The organism is Psychrobacter sp. PSi21, assembly GCF_054960615.1.
In genome coordinates this window covers 78,041-95,627 of the sequence record NZ_JBHNYR010000003.1, presented here as the reverse complement: position 1 = coordinate 95,627, position 17,587 = coordinate 78,041, and the positions used below count along the sequence as shown (strand labels likewise).

Annotated in this window: 11 protein-coding genes and 1 pseudogene; 8 read left to right on the top strand and 4 right to left on the bottom strand. The window is 47.8% G+C overall.

What is annotated here, in order from left to right:
• Nucleotides 1–43: 43 nt before the first annotated feature.
• Nucleotides 44–1,435, top strand: a complete 1,392-nt coding sequence (locus tag ACFI32_RS03225; protein WP_462625062.1) for a L,D-transpeptidase family protein — start codon at nucleotides 44–46, stop codon at nucleotides 1,433–1,435.
• A gap of 115 nt (nucleotides 1,436–1,550) precedes the next feature.
• Here ACFI32_RS03225 and ACFI32_RS03220 read toward each other — a convergent pair whose 3' ends face one another.
• Entirely contained in the window at nucleotides 1,551–1,763 is a 213-nt protein-coding gene (locus tag ACFI32_RS03220) for a hypothetical protein (protein WP_462625061.1), read from the bottom strand.
• A 320-nt stretch (nucleotides 1,764–2,083) separates the two neighbouring features.
• Here ACFI32_RS03220 and ACFI32_RS03215 point away from each other — a divergent pair, with 320 nt between their 5' ends.
• The 5 genes and pseudogenes from ACFI32_RS03215 to ACFI32_RS03195 all read left to right on the top strand — a co-directional run bounded on the left by ACFI32_RS03215 (nucleotide 2,084) and on the right by ACFI32_RS03195 (nucleotide 9,387).
• A complete protein-coding gene (locus tag ACFI32_RS03215; RefSeq protein ID WP_462625060.1) occupies nucleotides 2,084–3,898 on the top strand; it encodes a DUF389 domain-containing protein in 1,815 nt (604 codons plus the stop codon).
• 180 nt (nucleotides 3,899–4,078) lie between these two features.
• Nucleotides 4,079–6,751: an alanine--tRNA ligase gene (alaS, locus tag ACFI32_RS03210; protein ID WP_462625059.1), complete on the top strand. Its 2,673-nt coding sequence runs from the start codon at nucleotides 4,079–4,081 to the stop codon at nucleotides 6,749–6,751.
• A gap of 307 nt (nucleotides 6,752–7,058) precedes the next feature.
• Entirely contained in the window at nucleotides 7,059–8,342 is a 1,284-nt protein-coding gene (locus tag ACFI32_RS03205; protein ID WP_462625058.1) for an aspartate kinase, read from the top strand.
• Nucleotides 8,343–8,710: 368 nt separating this feature from the next.
• A pseudogene (gene csrA, locus ACFI32_RS03200) lies at nucleotides 8,711–8,878 on the top strand (carbon storage regulator CsrA); the annotation flags it as partial.
• A 134-nt stretch (nucleotides 8,879–9,012) separates the two neighbouring features.
• Nucleotides 9,013–9,387, top strand: a complete 375-nt coding sequence (locus tag ACFI32_RS03195) for a HopJ type III effector protein (RefSeq protein ID WP_462625057.1) — start codon at nucleotides 9,013–9,015, stop codon at nucleotides 9,385–9,387.
• A 121-nt stretch (nucleotides 9,388–9,508) separates the two neighbouring features.
• Here ACFI32_RS03195 and ACFI32_RS03190 read toward each other — a convergent pair whose 3' ends face one another.
• Together ACFI32_RS03190 and ACFI32_RS03185 are read right to left on the bottom strand one after the other, a co-directional pair.
• Nucleotides 9,509–9,820, bottom strand: a complete 312-nt coding sequence (locus tag ACFI32_RS03190) for a YeaC family protein (protein WP_462625056.1) — start codon at nucleotides 9,818–9,820, stop codon at nucleotides 9,509–9,511.
• Nucleotides 9,821–9,894: 74 nt separating this feature from the next.
• Nucleotides 9,895–10,905: an NAD(+) kinase gene (locus ACFI32_RS03185; protein WP_462625055.1), complete on the bottom strand. Its 1,011-nt coding sequence runs from the start codon at nucleotides 10,903–10,905 to the stop codon at nucleotides 9,895–9,897.
• Nucleotides 10,906–11,225: 320 nt separating this feature from the next.
• Here ACFI32_RS03185 and ACFI32_RS03180 point away from each other — a divergent pair, with 320 nt between their 5' ends.
• Entirely contained in the window at nucleotides 11,226–11,945 is a 720-nt protein-coding gene (locus tag ACFI32_RS03180; RefSeq protein WP_462625054.1) for a Bax inhibitor-1/YccA family protein, read from the top strand.
• 72 nt (nucleotides 11,946–12,017) lie between these two features.
• Here ACFI32_RS03180 and ACFI32_RS03175 read toward each other — a convergent pair whose 3' ends face one another.
• Nucleotides 12,018–14,777 (bottom strand): heavy metal translocating P-type ATPase, encoded by a 2,760-nt coding sequence (locus ACFI32_RS03175; protein WP_462625053.1) that lies wholly within the window; start codon nucleotides 14,775–14,777, stop codon nucleotides 12,018–12,020.
• Between the two features lie 414 nt (nucleotides 14,778–15,191).
• On the opposite strand from ACFI32_RS03175, the gene mrcB reads away from it, so the two are divergent.
• Nucleotides 15,192–17,543 (top strand): penicillin-binding protein 1B, encoded by a 2,352-nt coding sequence (mrcB, locus tag ACFI32_RS03170; RefSeq protein ID WP_462625143.1) that lies wholly within the window; start codon nucleotides 15,192–15,194, stop codon nucleotides 17,541–17,543.
• Nucleotides 17,544–17,587 lie beyond the last annotated feature (44 nt).

The following is a 17,587-nucleotide window of genomic DNA, read 5'->3' as shown; positions in this document are numbered from 1 at the left end:
CGCATAATAACCGCATTGTAATTACTGACTGTGATTGAATATGATGACAAAAAAGCCTCTGATTACCGCCATCTCTATCGCTGCATGCGCGGTGGGTATTAACGTTAGTGCGCTTGCCGCGCCTAGTAACAATCAAATGCCCTCTATGGCAGTACTGGCAAGCCTCAATGTCCAAGAAAACCGCAGTAACTCACTAAATAGTGCGACAGACGCGCCAACCCCCAATGTCAACCCTACCGACCGCATGGGTCAGCTGATTGAAAACAAGCAAAGAGCCAAGCCTGTTACACCCAGTCCCACACCTGCAATTGCGGCTGACAATATGAGCGCCGAAGAGCTGACCCGTAAGGATGAGCAATCAGACAGAGTCGATGACATCGACGAAGGCCAAGCCGTTGCCGCGCCAAACAGCTCAATGAGCGACAGCGCAAGCTCTGCTGACCCCCTGTCGTTTGAGCTGCCTGAAAGCGAACGCTTACAAGACTTTAGCGATGACCCCACCATCAAAAGCATCGAAGACATCAATGGTAAACGTCACACCACGCTAAACTTATCTGACTACGCTCAAAAAGTGAACAGCGCTGCGTGGTCACCCAATATGAAAGTCAACTCAGCGATGACCATCAAGATGCAGGCGCTGCTGGATTGGAATCACGCCTCTCCTGGCCCAATTGATGGCGGCTGGGGCATGAACAGTAAAAAAGCCCTGACCAACTTCCAAGCAATGAAGGGTCTGCCGACGACTGGTCGCATGAATCAACAGACTTGGGATGCGTTAAACAGAAACATATCAAGCAACAAACCAGTCTTGGTGACGTACACGCTAACCGAAGATGACATCAATACCAACTTTGCTGCCACGCCATCAGGGGCTGAATCCAAATCTAAGATGAAAGGTCTCTATTACCAAGATATCAAAGAGATGCTGGGTGAGCGTTTTCATATGGACGTACGTTACCTTGATAAGTTGAACAAAAACAAAACTTACCAAGCAGGTGAAACCATCACCGTGGTTAACACGCGTGGCGCGCTAAACCAGCGCATCAATCGCGTTGTGGCCAACAAAGCTGACAAAACACTATATGCCTATAACGGTGACCAGCTGGTGGCCACCTATCCGACCACCGTCGGTAGTGACAGCACCCCATCACCGCATGGTACTTATAAAATCGTTAATAAAGTCAAAATGCCGTGGTACAAAGCTACCGTTGGTGAAGACGCTCAAAAACAAGTCTTTATGCTGCCACCAGGCCCCAACAACCCAGTTGGCGTGGTATGGATGGGCTTATCAAAACCCTCATATGGTCTACATGGCTCACCAAAACCTGAAGGTATCAGTCGTCAAGCCTCGCATGGCTGTATCCGTCTAACCAACTGGGATGTACTTGAGGTATATGCCAACATCGAAAATGGTGCCACCGTTGAGCTCAAATAACGTTCATAAGCCTTTTATATTTGTACAAAAAAAGACCTTTATACGCTAAAGGTCTTTTCTTTGTTCATGGCCTTTGCATTGACCAATACTGTGCTCTTAACTTGTCATCATGCGACTACAGTCTATAAACATCTTCATTCCCAGTGATGCTACTGATTTTTTTGGTAAAGAAAATTCCAGCAGGGATAGAAGCGACCAACCCTGCAACTACTGTGACCTGCATATGCCAAATGCCATCATAGCCTGCGACCAATACGCCAATAATAAATAAACCAGTAATGACCGTTGCTGCCATGGAGTAAACGATAGAGAATAATGGCCAGTTCATGATTTAATCCTCATACATTGTGTGGGTATAAGTACTTTATACGCCATATCCATACTAATAGTAAGTATTTAATATAAACGCCACGTTTACGCATAATAGCTGACTTGTGTTCAAAACCATGTTAATATTATGGATTTACTCTCATACTTTCCTAACCTACTTTTTTTACGCATTTTTACCTTCAAACTGCCTCACTTTTGATCAAAACCATCATTTTTTGGATATGGTTGAATGCTCTTGCACAAAAAAAAGACACGTACGCAGCGCTTTATCATTACAATAATGACTCTCTGTCACCCTCTTGATAAAGCCTACTTGCCATGACTGCTTCTGACGCCGCACCGCCACCAAAAGATACTGACCCTGCGACCACACCTGCAATGGATGAGCAAAGCACAGAAACACCTGAAATACTGCTCGACAACACAGGTTATGCTGCCTCTGATACCTTATCTGGTGTCAGTGAAGACGACTATGAACAAGAAGCACGCTCAGGCGCACAGCCTCCAGAACCTAAGGTCACCATCACCTCGCCCAGCCCCGATGTGGTCATTGCCACCTTAGAAACCCCTGACCCGAATGCAGCCGCGCAGGCAGAAACAGAGGACATCTCAAGTACTGAAGACACTGATAGCCGTACTATTCAAGACAACTCAGATCAAGACAGCTCAGACACCATCGACAAACAAGAACCAACCACCACGGCGCATCATACAGATGATGCCAATAATAGCCACTCCGTACCTGTAGACGAAAGCCTCAACGATTCTAGTGCAGCGGCACAGCCTGCCTCTACCACGAACACGGATATTGCTGGCACGACAGATACCCATACGGATGTATCTCACGCCACTAACCCGCCAGCGGCATCAGAAGCAACCCATACAGAAGCAGGCTTGAAGTCATCAACGACACCTGCAACCGATAGTGGTGACGACATACCCGCAGAGGTCATCAGCGCCGATCCAAATACCCAAGAAGGCAGTATTGACCCAGAAGATGCCGTCAGTGCAGAAGCTGAAAAAGAAGCGGCTGAGCAAGAGAAAAAAGAAGCCAAACTTGAGGCTTACAAACAATTTGTTGCTGAGCAATTTAGTGATAAAAAAATAGATTACCCTGAAGTACGCGTTACCATTGAGGCCAACGCACTACCAAGTAAAATGTACTTTGTCATGAATACGCTGTCCGCCATTATTGCCAGCTATGGCTTGGTGACCAATTCAGCGGCGGTGGTGATCGGTGCGATGCTCGTCGCCATGATGCTCGGCCCCATCACGGGCGTGGCGCTAGCGATTATCGATTATCGCATGCCGCTACTGCGCAAATCTTTGTTAACCGTGGCTGCTGGTGTGTCACTGGTGATAGTGGTGGGCTTCGTGGTTGGACTACTGCATCAGGGGCAGCCTTTAACCTCTGAGATATTGTCACGCACACAGCCAACCTCAATGGATTTGATGATTGCCCTTGCTGGTGGTACTGCAGGCGCTTATGCGATGGTGTCTCCGCACTTATCTGTGGCGGTTGTTGGCGTTGCCGTTGCCACGGCTTTGGTGCCGCCGCTGGCTGCCAGTGGCATCTTGTTTGCCAACGGTGAGCTACAAATGGGGCTTGGGGCGCTGCTACTTGCCATAACCAACATCATTGCCATTCAGTTTACCAACGCAATGGTACTGTGGTTTCTAGGGTTTCGCCGATTGGTCGATGATGATTATAAATCAGGCACCTATTTGACCTTTTTACGCCGTAATGCAGTCACTTTGTGTCTATTGGTCGGTCTGGGTATTTATTTGACACTGAACCTAAATAGTAATGCCAAACAGCAAGCCTTCGAAAATCAGGTTAAAGAAGCCATCAATGCCCATTTTAAAGATCAGGGAAATGTATTAACCAATACTCAGTTTGATAAAAACAATGGCTTTCAAATCATCCGCGCCGTGATTCGCGGTGAAACCTCGCCAAACTCACAAGATGTACAAGAGATCGAAAATGTGATCACCAAAGAGATGACTGAGCGCTTCCCCAAGTATCCTCCTATCAAGCTGCAACTGCGTTATCTACCTGTGCAAGTGATTGAGTCCGATCCTCTCATCAAAGACAAGCTTGATGAAACTGATGCTGCCATTTTGACCAACTGATGTAACCAACCAAGCCTGCCAGCCCAACCATATTGCTCTACGCAACACGCGCTATCAGTGGCGCGTTATCGATTGCTTACTGAGGAATAACCCACACGTCATAGATGATTGTGCTAAAATCGCTTGCAAAATTATTTACTCTATTATTCTTTTCATCTTCTCTGTTAGTAAGGAGCCGCTGTGAGCCAGCCTTTTCGCTCAGCCGATATTCGCCAAGCCTTTATCGATTTTTTTATAAGCAAGCAGCACACCAATGTCGCCTCATCAAGCCTGATTCCGCACAATGACCCCACGTTGCTGTTCACCAATGCGGGCATGAACCAGTTCAAAGAGACTTTTTTGGGGATGGAGCCACGCGACTACAGCCGCGCCGTGACCTCACAAAAATGCGTACGTGCTGGTGGTAAACACAACGATTTGGACAATGTTGGTTATACCGCGCGTCATCACACGTTTTTTGAAATGCTGGGGAACTTCTCATTTGGCGACTACTTCAAAAAAGTCGGTATCGCTTATATTTGGGAGTTTTTAACTTCTAAAGAGCAACTGGGTCTTGATAAAGATCGCTTGTACGTCACCATTTATGAAACCGATGACGAAGCCTTTGATATTTGGCACAACGATATTGGCATCAGTGCCGATCGTATCATTCGTATTGGCGATAATAAAGGGGCACCTTACGCCTCAGACAACTTTTGGACCATGGGTGACACTGGCCCTTGCGGCCCTTGTACCGAAGTGTTTTATGACCACGGTGCAGATATCGAAGGCGGCCTACCTGGCACGCCTGAAGAAGATGGCGACCGTTATATTGAGATTTGGAACTGCGTCTTTATGCAGTTTAATCGCCAAAAAGATGGCACTATGCTGCCATTACCTGCCCCAAGTGTGGATACAGGTATGGGCCTTGAGCGCATCAGTGCCATCATGCAAGGCGTACACAGCAACTATGAGATCGATTTATTTGTCGAATTAATGGATGCCGCTGCTGACGTCTTGGACATCACCAATGAGCAGCAAGCATCGCTGAAAGTGATCGCCGATCATATCCGCGCCGTATCGTTTTTGATTGCTGATGGGGTGATGCCAAGTAATGAAGGGCGCGGCTATGTGCTACGCCGTGTTATTCGCCGCGCTGTCCGTCATGGCAATAAGCTGGGCGCTGATAGTGAATTTTTCTACAAGATGGTTGCGCCGCTTGTTGCGCAGATGGGTGATGCCTATCCTGAGCTGGTAGAGCAGCAAGCTCGTATTGAAAATGCCATTTTAAAAGAGGAAACCCAGTTTGCCAAAACCTTGGCACAGGGCCTGCGCTTACTTGCCAGCGAGCTTGAAAACCTCAAAGATGGCGACACGCTCTCAGGCGAAGCGGCCTTTAAATTGTATGACACCTATGGCTTCCCTGTTGATTTGACTGCTGATATCACTCGTGAGCGCGGCATCATCATTGACGAAGACGAATTTGACGAGCACATGCAAGCGCAGCGTGAACGCGCTCGTGATGCGGGTAAGTTCGATGTCGATTACAGCAGTGTCATTCAGGTAGAAACACCGACTGAATTTGTCGGTTATGAACAATTAAGCGAAGAAAACTTACACATCGACGCGCTATATCAAGATGGCCAAGCCGTCGATAGCCTACCCGAAGGCAGCGAAGGCGTGATCGTCCTTAATCGTACGCCATTTTACGCAGAGGGCGGCGGACAGGCAGGCGAGCTGGGTGAGATTCGTAGCAGCTCGGGTGTTTTTGAAGTACAAGATACCAAAAAATCAGGGCAAGCCATTATTCATTATGGCGTGGTCACTATGGGTGAAATGACCACGGCTCAAAGCGCCTCTGCCCAAGTACTCTCTAGCATTCGCGCGGCCAGTGCCAAAAACCACTCAGCCACTCACCTGTTACATGCGGCACTGCGCCACGTCTTGGGTAATGACGTCACGCAAAAAGGCTCACTGGTCACCAGTGACGTGCTACGTTTTGACTTTTCGTATGATCAGCCAGTTAGCAATGCTGAGATTGCTCGTGTAGAGCGCTTGGTCAATGAGCAGATCCAAGCCAATACCCCAGCTCGTATCGAGCACATGAGTATCGATGCGGCTATGAATCAAGGCGCGATGGCACTCTTTGGCGAAAAGTATGGCTCAGATGTACGTGTCTTAACCATGGGTACAGATCATATCGTTGACGGACAGCGCCAGCCCTTCTCTATTGAGCTGTGCGGCGGCTTGCATGTTGAGCGTACTGGTGATATTGGTATGCTCAAGATCACCAGTGAAGCAGGTATTGCCGCAGGTGTCCGCCGTATCGAAGCCCTCACAGGTATGAACGCCTTAAAATACGTTCAGCAAAGCGAGCAGCAATTAAGCGAGCTCGCAGGACAACTGAAAGTCAAACGCCCCGAAGTGGCACAGCGTGTGCGCACCATGGCAGACAAGCAGCGCGAGCTTGAAAAACAATTAGAGCGCTTGCAGCAAAAAATGGCCAGCGCACAAGCAGCCGACTTATTGGATGAGGTACAAACCATCGCCAGTACGCCTGTCTTGGTCAGTACCCTTGCAGGCATTGATGGCAAATCCATTCGTACCCTAATGGACGATATCAAATCCAAACTACCAGATAGCGTCATTGTCCTAATCGGTGATAAAGAAGGTCAGTTGGCACTGGCTGCCAGTGTGGCAAAATCAGTCACCAGCCGCATCAAAGCAGGTGATATCATTCGTCATCTGGCGGGTGAGCTGGGTGGTAAGGGCGGCGGCAAGCCTGACTATGCCCAAGGCGGCGCACCCAAGGCGGACAATAGCGCCGCTGTCATTGGTACCTTGCCTGCATGGATTGAGACCCAATTGGGTTAAAATGGGTTCAATAGCTCACGCCTATGGCGACTGGTTATAAGGACTATAACCAATCGCCATAGGTCTAACCCAGACTGCGACTTAAATTTGCCGCGCAAGTGTGCTATAAAGTACAGCGGTCAGACAATAAATACATCACCCTCTCATACGAGTTTTGCAATTTCTATAATCCAGCGCGATTGTTACGAGTGCCAATGCATACGTTTTGAGCTTTATCTGGTAAGCAGGGTCTTACAGATATGCACCATAAGTCTGTTGCATAATTGGTACGAAGCAATGGCCATTGATGAATCATAGGTAAACCTTTATGGCGTTAATAGTACAAAAATACGGCGGTACGTCCATGGGCAGTATCGACCGCATCAAAAACGTCGCCAAGCGTATCAAACGCTGGCATGACAATGGCCACCAAGTAGTGGTCGTGGTCTCAGCCATGAGCGGCGAAACCAACCGCTTGATTGACTTGGCGCGCCAAATCAGTAAGCAGCCCGACCCACGCGAATACGACCAAATGGTCTCAACGGGTGAGCAGGTCTCTATCTCCTTACTGGCGATGGCGATTAAAGAGTTGGGTATTGGCGCACGTTCATTTACAGGGCGTCAAGTTGCGATCAAAACCGATAATGCGCACAACAAAGCCCGTATCGAAAGTATTGATGATGAAAACATCCGCGAGCAGCTTGATGCGGGCAATATCGTCATCGTCGCAGGCTTTCAGGGCATTGATGATGAAGGCAACTCAACCACCCTAGGACGCGGCGGCTCAGACACCACTGGGGTTGCGATTGCAGCAGCGCTTGGCGCGGATGAATGCCAGATTTATACCGACGTTGACGGCGTATACACCACAGACCCACGGGTCACCTCAAAAGCCAAAAAGCTTAAAAAGATCACTTTTGAAGAAATGCTTGAGATGGCAAGTCTTGGCTCAAAAATCTTACAAATTCGCTCAGTAGAATTTGCAGGCAAATACGGCGTACCGTTACGCGTGTTGTCAAGCTTTGATGAAGATACTGATGGCAGTTTTGATGACGACTTTAAAAACAGCGTCGGCACCCTAATTACGATAGACGAAGGAGACAACATGGAACAGGCAATCATCTCAGGTATCGCTTTTAACCGCGACGAAGCGAAAATTGTAGTACGCGGTGTGCCTGATCACCCTGGTATCGCCTCAGCCATCCTCAGCCCTATCGGTCGTGCCAATATCGAGATTGATATGATCGTTCAGAACGTATCAGCACACGGTACCACTGACTTTAGCTTCACTGTAAACCGCAACGATATGGACAAGGCGATGTCTGTGCTGAACAATGAAGTCAAAGACGACATTGGTGCCAAAGAAGTGGTTGGTAACAGCGACGTGGTCAAAGTCTCTTTGGTCGGCGTTGGCATGCGCTCACACGCGGGCGTAGCCAGCTTGATGTTTCAAACCTTGGCAGAAAATAACATCAACATCCAAATGATCTCTACCAGTGAAATCAAAGTATCTGTATTGATTCAAGAGCAGCATTTAGAAAAAGCTGTTAAGTCACTGCACACCGCTTTTGGCCTTGACCGTGAAGATGGCGAGAGCAAAGTGGCCAGCTAAGCACTATGTCAGCACTATGCTGTTAGGGCTGGGACAACATTGATGGTTCATACCAAATAGGGTCTTTTAAGATCCTATTTTTTATACATATAGAGGTTCATAAAATACATAGCCACCAGTGAATGTTATGAAAAGCCGTGACAGTATCGGTTATGCCACCTATAATGGACACTTCATTTGGGCCAAATGAATTTACCTATTGTCACCACAAGGCAGCGCCCTCGGGTTGAGTGTGATTGATATTGGTTATATGCTGATAAGGTTATCCGTATAAAAACCAAGCAACTGCTGCTAATGGGTGATATCCTGCAATTGAGATGTAACGTAATGAGTAATAATTTACTAATGCGACATAAGGAGTGTGACGCATGTTGATTTTGACACGCCGTGTGGGCGAAACATTAATGATCGGTGATGAAGTGAGTGTGACTGTCTTGGGTGTTAAAGGCAATCAGGTACGTCTGGGCGTCAATGCGCCAAAAGACATCGCTGTACACCGTGAAGAGATTTATCAGCGTATTCAGCATGAACGTTCTGTACAATCGCAAATGCAGCATCTAGAACAAGGCAACTTTGCGCCTTCTTTTGATGACGAAGACTATTTTAATCGTTAAGTCATATGCGTTTAATATAGTGTTTGCTTTTTAACTTGCTTTGAGGTCATTTAATTATGAGTATCCGCCAGTCAGACGTATCGGCATTGCTTAATGGTTTGAACAAAAAAGCCATTGGATTTAATGATGTCATCAGCTTTATTGATGATTTTTATCGCTATACTCCTGTATCTTTTGTTAATGGCATGGTACACAATGATGCAGGAGAAAATGAAGGCAGCGCTAAGATTTTTGGATTTGCCAAACATCATAGCTTAAGCCAAATTGATACCTTGCAGTTGTTTGGTGAGCATTATGAAAAAGTACGTGCCACACCAAATGGTACCGACCATGCCAATATCCGTAACTTTTTGCATTGGGGTTGGCAAGGATTTTTGATGCAGCACAATCCACTGACCTTGCGTCCAAGTGTGGATACCGCGTCATTATAATCACTGCCTAGTTGTCGCGAATGTCGACAATATAGACCATAAAAACGCCGCATTATCTAAAGATAGTGCGGCGTTTTTGATGCGTTCACTCAAGCAGAGATGCGCATGAGTGAGCGATCTTTTATTTATCTTGAAACTTGACGGGTTGGATCTCTCCTTTGGGGTTTGGCATATTGGGATAGTGGTGCTCATGTTCAACATCACACGCCTCGCCAACCACGCTGCCGTCCTCTTTGATAGGCTTATGGATATAGCCTGTACGCTCAGCAGGTGACAGATGCTCGTGTTCCCAAATCATGACCGCTTGCATGCAGGTCTCACGCTGCTCAGGCGTCAGACGGCGACCATCTGGCCATTTGCCAATCTCAATGGCCAAGCGGAATTTTTCTACCACTTCAGGGGTTAGGCTCGCTAATATCGTCTCTTTGTTCATAGTCTTTTCTCTCTACTGTTTTCTGCGCGCTTGATATGCTAGGGCGTGTCCCTAATGCATGACCATCAAATAACCTACTCATCATCGTCATCATGATCAAGACTGAATTCGTCCGCGTGTACATTCCAATGCAGCTTGGTGCGGCAAGCTTCATAAAAATCAAAACCTGGTGGATGTAGCAGCGTTAATTTGTCAGGATGCTTGCGAATATACAAGCGCTGATTTTGTTCAAGCGGCATACCTTGTTTGCCATCGGCGCTGACCATGGGCTGGGTGCGGTTGTCCTCATGAATACGAATGCTGATTTCGCTATTGCCACTAACCACGATAGGACGGCTGGATAAGGTATGCGGATGCATAGGCACCAAACAAATGGCGTCCATACTCGGATGGATAATAGGCCCACCGCCTGACAGTGCATATGCGGTCGACCCTGTCGGTGTCGCGACGATCAAGCCATCGCTGTGCTGACGATAAACATCATGACCATCAATTTTCATTTGGAAGTCAATCATATGCACTGACTTGCCTGCATGCAAGACCACATCATTCAGCGCCATGTCTTCATAAATAATCTTGCGCCCGTCACGAATCTCCATCGTCAATAAAAAACGATGGTCTAGCTGGTAATCACCCATCAGCACTTGGCGCAGTTTGAACGCCGCCTCTTCAGGTTTAACATCTGCCAAAAACCCTAAGCGCCCACGGTTAATACCCAATACGGGCACGCGGTAGCGCGCGAGCGCTTCGGCAGCATGCAGTATTGAGCCATCACCGCCGACCACGATAACCAAGTCGCATATTTCACCAATCAAACCGCGCTTGACGATTTTGATACGTTCGATCTCGGTCAAGTCTAACGTGGGTAGATGCGCCGTTTGCACATCCATCACTAGAGTCAGCCCTATCTCATTGATGGTCTGGGCGATTTGTATCAGGCTGGTGGTTACGCTGCGCTTACCCGCACGTCCCATCAACCCAATACGGCGAAACGCTGGGTTCTTAATGGCGCGAAACAATTCTGATTCGGGTAAGTGCGGCAGCCGTGCTGACTGCGCTGAGTTTTCCATAAAACGGCTCGGCATAACGTTTAAATCACACGATAATGATAGCGATAAATGAGTAGCGAAACTAGCATAATTTGCCAATGGTTGTTGTTAACTGTAGTAATTGACCCCATATATTATTTATAATTACTAACAACAGTCTATTAACCCTTCACAGGTACACGATAGTGATTTAGTGCGGCGCAGGCAGCTTCTTTGACCGCTTACACTTTTCACAAATTGCAATCAGGCTGAAACCCTATAAATTCTCGCTCACGCAAACACAGTTGACAATCATTTCGGGTTTGCTAAAGTAGCGACATCTATATCATTTTATTTATATTATTAAGGATACATGTATGGCCAATCCTATTGTCAGTCGCGCCGAACTTGCGGTCGGCGGTAAGTCGATGACCGTCAAGGGTGTGGTACAAAAAACCAGTATGCTACTCGGTTTGTCTGCCATATCGGGCATCGGTTTTTTCTTTTATGCAATGATGGCTGGTTTGTCAGCAGGTTTTATTACCATAGCCGCCTTCGGTAGCATGTTTGCTGCTTTTGCGCTGAGCCTAGTGATTATTTTTAAACCACATACGGCTAAGAGCTTATCCGTACCTTATGCGTTGCTAGAGGGTATCTTCTTAGGTGGTATCTCACTATTTTTTATGCGCATGTACCCAAGTGTACCGCTAACTGCACTATGTGCGACCTTTGTTACCGCAGCGGTTATGCTAGGGCTATATCGTTCAGGCTTGATTAAAGTCACTGAAAAATTCCGCTCGATCATGATGTCTGCCATTTTTGCCATTATGCTGCTGTATATCGTGCAGTGGGGTTTTATTCTCTTTGGTTCAAGTTTGCCATTTTTGTTTGATGGCGGCATGATTGCCATTGGTTTTAGCTTGTTTGTGGTCGTGATTGCTTCATTTAGCTTGTTGCTTGATTTTGATAACGTTGAGCGCGGCGTGGCAGCAGGTATCTCTGAAGATTACGAGTGGGTATTTAGCATTGGTATTTTGGCGACGCTCGTGTGGATGTATATCGAATTTATGCGTCTGCTCAGCTACCTACAAGACTAATATCGTACTACATATCTGTATTCAAAAAGCCGCCTATTGATTAGGCGGCTTTTTTTTCACCACTTTATCCAGTTAGGCGCGCTTTAGACGCAAAGCATTTAACACCACCACCAGCGAGCTGAGTGACATGCCTATGGCAGCCAGCCAAGGTGGTACATAACCAAGCACCGCAGGGAACAATACGATGCCGTTGTAGGCCAGCGCCCAGCGGAAATTTTGCTTGATAATACGCTGCGTTTTGTCGGCGATGCGTTTTGCGGCCGCAATGGCTTCGATTTGACCATTTAATATAATACTGTCACTTGAGACTTGCGCCAGATCAGCCGCACCTGCAATTGAGGTCGACACGTCCGCTGCCGCCAGTACGGGGGCATCATTGATACCATCACCGACCATCAGTACTACAGCGTTATCGCTTTGTAGCGCTTTGATATGCTGTACCTTTTCCAGTGGGGATAAGCCATTATAGGCTGCCTGTAAACCCAAGGAATCAGCCATTGTCAGGGCTTGCGGGCTTGGATCACCCGTGAGCATCACCGATTCAAGACCCAGTACCTTGAGCTGGTCAAGCATAGGGGGCGCAGTATCACGCACCTTGTCGTTAAAATAAAAGCAGGCCAACGCTTGCCATTGATGCTCTGCTGCCTGCTCAATGTGGCAGTAAGACAGTACGACCGCTGAACTGGCACGGTGCGCTTCTAAATCAATAGTCGGCTTGTGAAGCGGCGCACCCGCTTCAGTATCTAGCGCAAAATCCATATGCCCGATACGATAGCGTACGCCGTCGATCATCGCCTCTACTCCGCCTGCAGGATAATGGGTCAAGTCCTGCGGCGTTGGTAAGTGTAGCTGGTAGGCCGCTGTCAGTAATGCATGCGCAATGGGGTGACGGCTGCCCACTTCAAGCGCTGCTGCCGTGGCCAGTACGGTGTCTTTTTTGGCAACACTGTCTGCGGCAGACGCATTGTTGGCCGCTGAAAACAGCTCAATATTTAATAGATTGGGCTTACCGTAGGTTAATGTACCCGTTTTATCAAAAGCCACATGCGTGATCTCAGCCAAGGTTTGCAGGGTATGTCCACGTGTGGTCAAAAAGCCATAGCTTGCCAGCCGGTTGGTGGCAACTGTCAGCGCGATCGGCGTGGCCAGTGACAACGCACAAGGACAGGTCGCGACCAGCACGGCCACTGTCGCCCAAATAGCTTGACTCGGATCCACCACATACCAGCCTGCAAAGACCAATACTGATAAAACTAAAATGCGCGCCACAAACCAGCGCGCCAGCTTATCAGCTTGCTGTGCCAGCTTGGGCTTCTCACTCATTGCACGGTTCATAAGGCGATCAATCAAACCAATTTGACTGTCTTCAGGCGCTACCGTGACCAGCATCACAAACGGTTGGCTGTCATTTTGCGCGCCGCCCACGATATACTCGCCTTGATGCTTGACGATCAGATCGCCCTCACCTGTCAGCAGGCTTTGTGACACGGTTGCTGAGGTACTGAGCAAAATACCATCGCTGATGATTTCAGCACCAGCCTCAACCATGATGATGTCGCCCACTTGTAAGCTTTGCGTGGTCACCATGTTTGTGTTTTCTGGCGTTGCGGTTTGCAGATGGTTTTGTTGTTGCCAGTCTTGGGCGATGCGCGTAGTGATACGGCGCACCTCCTCACTCATGTGCTGCAACGTATTTGATATTGGCGGTGTCGACTTGTTATTTTGAGCAGGGCTATCAATCGCAGTAGCCGCATTGGTATCGGACGTCTCGGCTGCAACTTGAGCCAGTATTCGCTGCACAGCTAGCTCGTCTGCCGCGATTTTTTGTACCAACACTGGGTCAACCACTACCAAGTCATTGGCCATAGTCGCCGCTTTTAACCGTGCATTGTGTTCGATATAGCGCCCTGCCAGCAAAAAGAAAATAAACATGCTCACAGAGTCATAATAAGTATGCCCGCTGCCTGTGATGGTGGCATAAAGACTGGCAAAAAAAGTCACCACCAGGGCCACACTGACAGGCACATCCATATTCACTTGACGCGCGCGCACAGCAGACCATGCGGAGACAAAAAATGGAATACCTGCATAAAAAAATACAGGTACACTGACAAACAGCGACACCCAGCGCAAAAAATCCCGCTGTAGTATCAGCATGCCACTATATTCACCAAAATATAGCGCCACGGCATACATCATAGATTGCATCGCCCCAAGCGCGGCAATACCTAAGCGTATCAGCATTTTGTTATTGTGACGCGCCAGCATGGCCTCATGAGTGTCTTGGCGATAGGGCTTGGCCTCATAACCAATCTCGTTAATCACCGCAAGAATATGGCTGATGGGCAGCTTTGCTTCATCCCAAATCACTCGCATCCGCTGATTGGTTAAATTAACTTGGCACCTATCAATGCCATCAACCTCATACAGCCGAGATTCGATCAACCACGTACATGCCGCACAGCGTAGGTTATTCACCGACAGCTCAGCCACCGACAACCCATCTTGGGCATACACAAATTGTGATTTGATCTCATCATGATCATATGCTTCCAGCCGAGTCATCTCTGTGGGCAAGCTGGCTGTTCGGTTGATTTCGGAGCGATCCAAATAATACTGCTCAAGTCCTGCCTCCATGATACTTTGTGCCGCCAGCTGACAACCCATACAGCACATCTCACGCGGCGCACCCAATATGTACGCTTCAAATGGCGGTTTTGGCACGGGGTCTCCGCAATGAAAGCAGTGGCCGATAGGCGGCAGTACCAGCCCATGGTTTAGTTCATCATCTTTGGTCTGAACTGTGGAGGTAGTAGGAATGGCACTAGACATGGTAGATACAGACTCCTTAGAGCGTCAGCATAAATAAAGAAGCGCTAAGCGAAAAAACGCAGGAAACACAAACAGATGGCTCTAAATTCACATAAAAAACATCGCCAGCATTTAAGGTTGGCTTTATTATAGATAGCGGCTTACTCAAGTATCTACCAGTGATCTCCGTCCAGTATATACAAGCTTTGGCCGCAGTAGCAGGCTCATGAATGATCATGCTACTGATGATAGATTGAAAATTTTGTCATTTTGCGTCATTATGAGGCAGTTTTTTTATCCCAAAACGGTGCGTTATCAGTGCAAAAGTCCCAGTTTGTTCCCTCACAATCGTCTCAGTCTGCTGTTAACAGCTTACCCTCGCAGCAGCGCGGTCTTGTGTTCAGCACCATCTTGCTGATTATCGTCATTGCAGGCATGGTGCTATTGGCATTGTATTTGGTCAAGCTTGATCGCACCATTACCCACAAGTTTGAAGGCAAACGCTGGGACATTCCTGCCAAGGTGTATTCTCAGCCACTAGAGCTGTATCAAGGCGCAAGTGTCGACAACGCTACAATCAAACAATGGCTTGAGTTGCTCAATTATCGCAGCAGCAAAGACTATGCGCGGACAGGCAGCTTCCACAAATCAGGCAGCACCTATTTTATCCATACGCGCGGCTTCACTTATAGTGCCAATGATGTCGACCCGGGACAAGTCATCAAAATGACGCTCTCAGGCGGCGAGATCAAGTCTATTCAGAGCACTGAGCAAAACAAGACGGGTATTATTCGCTTAGAACCAGTCAGTATCGGCGGCATCTATCCCGATAATAATGAAGACCGCATGGTCGTATCGCTAGACGATGTGCCGCAGCCATTGATTGATGCCTTAATTGCCACCGAAGATCGCGGCTTTTATGAGCACAAAGGGGTGTCGATACGTGGTATTGGCCGCGCGGTTATTAACAACTTTACTGGCGGTTCACGACAGGGCGGCTCTACCATCACGCAGCAGTTGATCAAAAACTTTTATCTCAACTCAGATCGTACCTTAAAACGTAAGGCCAATGAGGCCTTGATGGCAGTTTTGCTTGAGCTGCATTATAGCAAAGATGAGATACTACAAGCGTATCTTAACGAGATTTACTTGGGTCAAAATGGCAAGCGCTCTATCAATGGCTTTGGTTTGGCTTCGCAGTTTTATTTTAATCAGCCGTTAAATGAGTTGCGTGTTGATCAGCAAGCCCTGTTGGTAGGCATGGCAAAAGGCCCAAGTGTTTATAATCCACGTCGCCATCCAGAAGCGGCCAAACAGCGCCGTGATACCGTACTCAACAACATGCTGGTTATTGGTAAGTTGTCACAAGAGGACTATGACGCGGCCATCGAAAAGCCACTGGGCGTGGTTGATAAAGCGATCGAAGGCAAATCTTTATTTCCTGACTTTTTGGACATCGTCAAGCGTGAGCTAAATGACGTGTACTACTCTGATGATCTAAAAAACGAAGGATTAACCATCATCAGTACCTTAAACCCCATTGCTCAGATGGCAGCAGATAAAGCAGTCGAGAAAAAATTGGGCGAGCTACGCCGTAAAGGCAGCAAAACCAAAGACTTACAAAGCGCTTTGGTTAGTGCCAATCCAGAGACTGGCGAGTTGGTCGCTGTGGTCGGTAGCGGTAGTGAGTTTACAGGGTTTAACCGTGCAGTCGATGCCAAGCGCCAAGTTGGATCTTTGCTCAAACCTGTGATTTATATGACCGCACTTGAAAGTGGGCGCTATAATTTGGCCAGCTCGGTTAACGACTCACCCATCACCGTGAATATCAGTGGCAGCAAACCTTGGACACCTAAAAACTACGACCGCCGCGATCACGGCTATGTACCGTTTACGACAGCCCTTGCCAAGTCTTATAACCAAAGCGCGGTACGCTTAGGTATGGAGTTTGGTGTCGATACCTTTGCCAAACAACTGCGCCGATTGGGCGTAAAAGAAAAAATACCGTCTTACCCATCAGTGTTACTGGGTTCGGTTGACTTGAGTCCTATGGATATGCTCGGTATTTATCAGGTATTTGCCACAGGCGGCTTTCGCACGCCGATTCACAGTATTCGTACCGTGATTGACGATCGCGGACGTATTTTACAGCGCACTGGACTCAATACTCAGCGCAGCATTCCTCCTGAGACCAACTTTTTGATCAACTATGCGCTGCAAGAAGTGGTCAAAAAAGGCACTGCCAAACGTATTCAGTCATTGGGCAGCAAGCTCAATTTGGCAGGTAAAACCGGCACCACTAATGATTACCGTGATGCGTGGTTTGCAGGTTATAGTGGCAACTATGTCAGCGTGGTATGGGTCGGACGCGATGACAATGAGCCCATTGGTCTAAGCGGTGGGACTGGGGCCTTGCCAGTATGGGAAGATTATATGGATCGCCTGAAACTGACACCTGTGGCATTGCCTGAACCTGAGGGCATTGAATGGCTGTGGCTGGAAAATAATTCTGGTAAATTATCAAATGAAAACTGCGCCGATGCACGCTACTTACCCGTGATGTCAACACATCTACCAAAAGAAGCCAGCAGCTGTGCCTTGTCTATCTATCAGCAAGAACGCGCGCGCGAGCAAATGGAGTGGCAACGGCAGCAAGACAGTATCAATCAGCAGCGCCGCCGTGAGGGACTCAATATTCCTAACAGCAGCGTAATTGAGCAGGGCGATCAAGAGGATAACTCAAGACAGGCTGACACTTGGTATGATCGTGCTCTTGAATGGTTCTAAACCCTAAATATGGATGTGGCAGTATCACTAATATCATAAAGCGG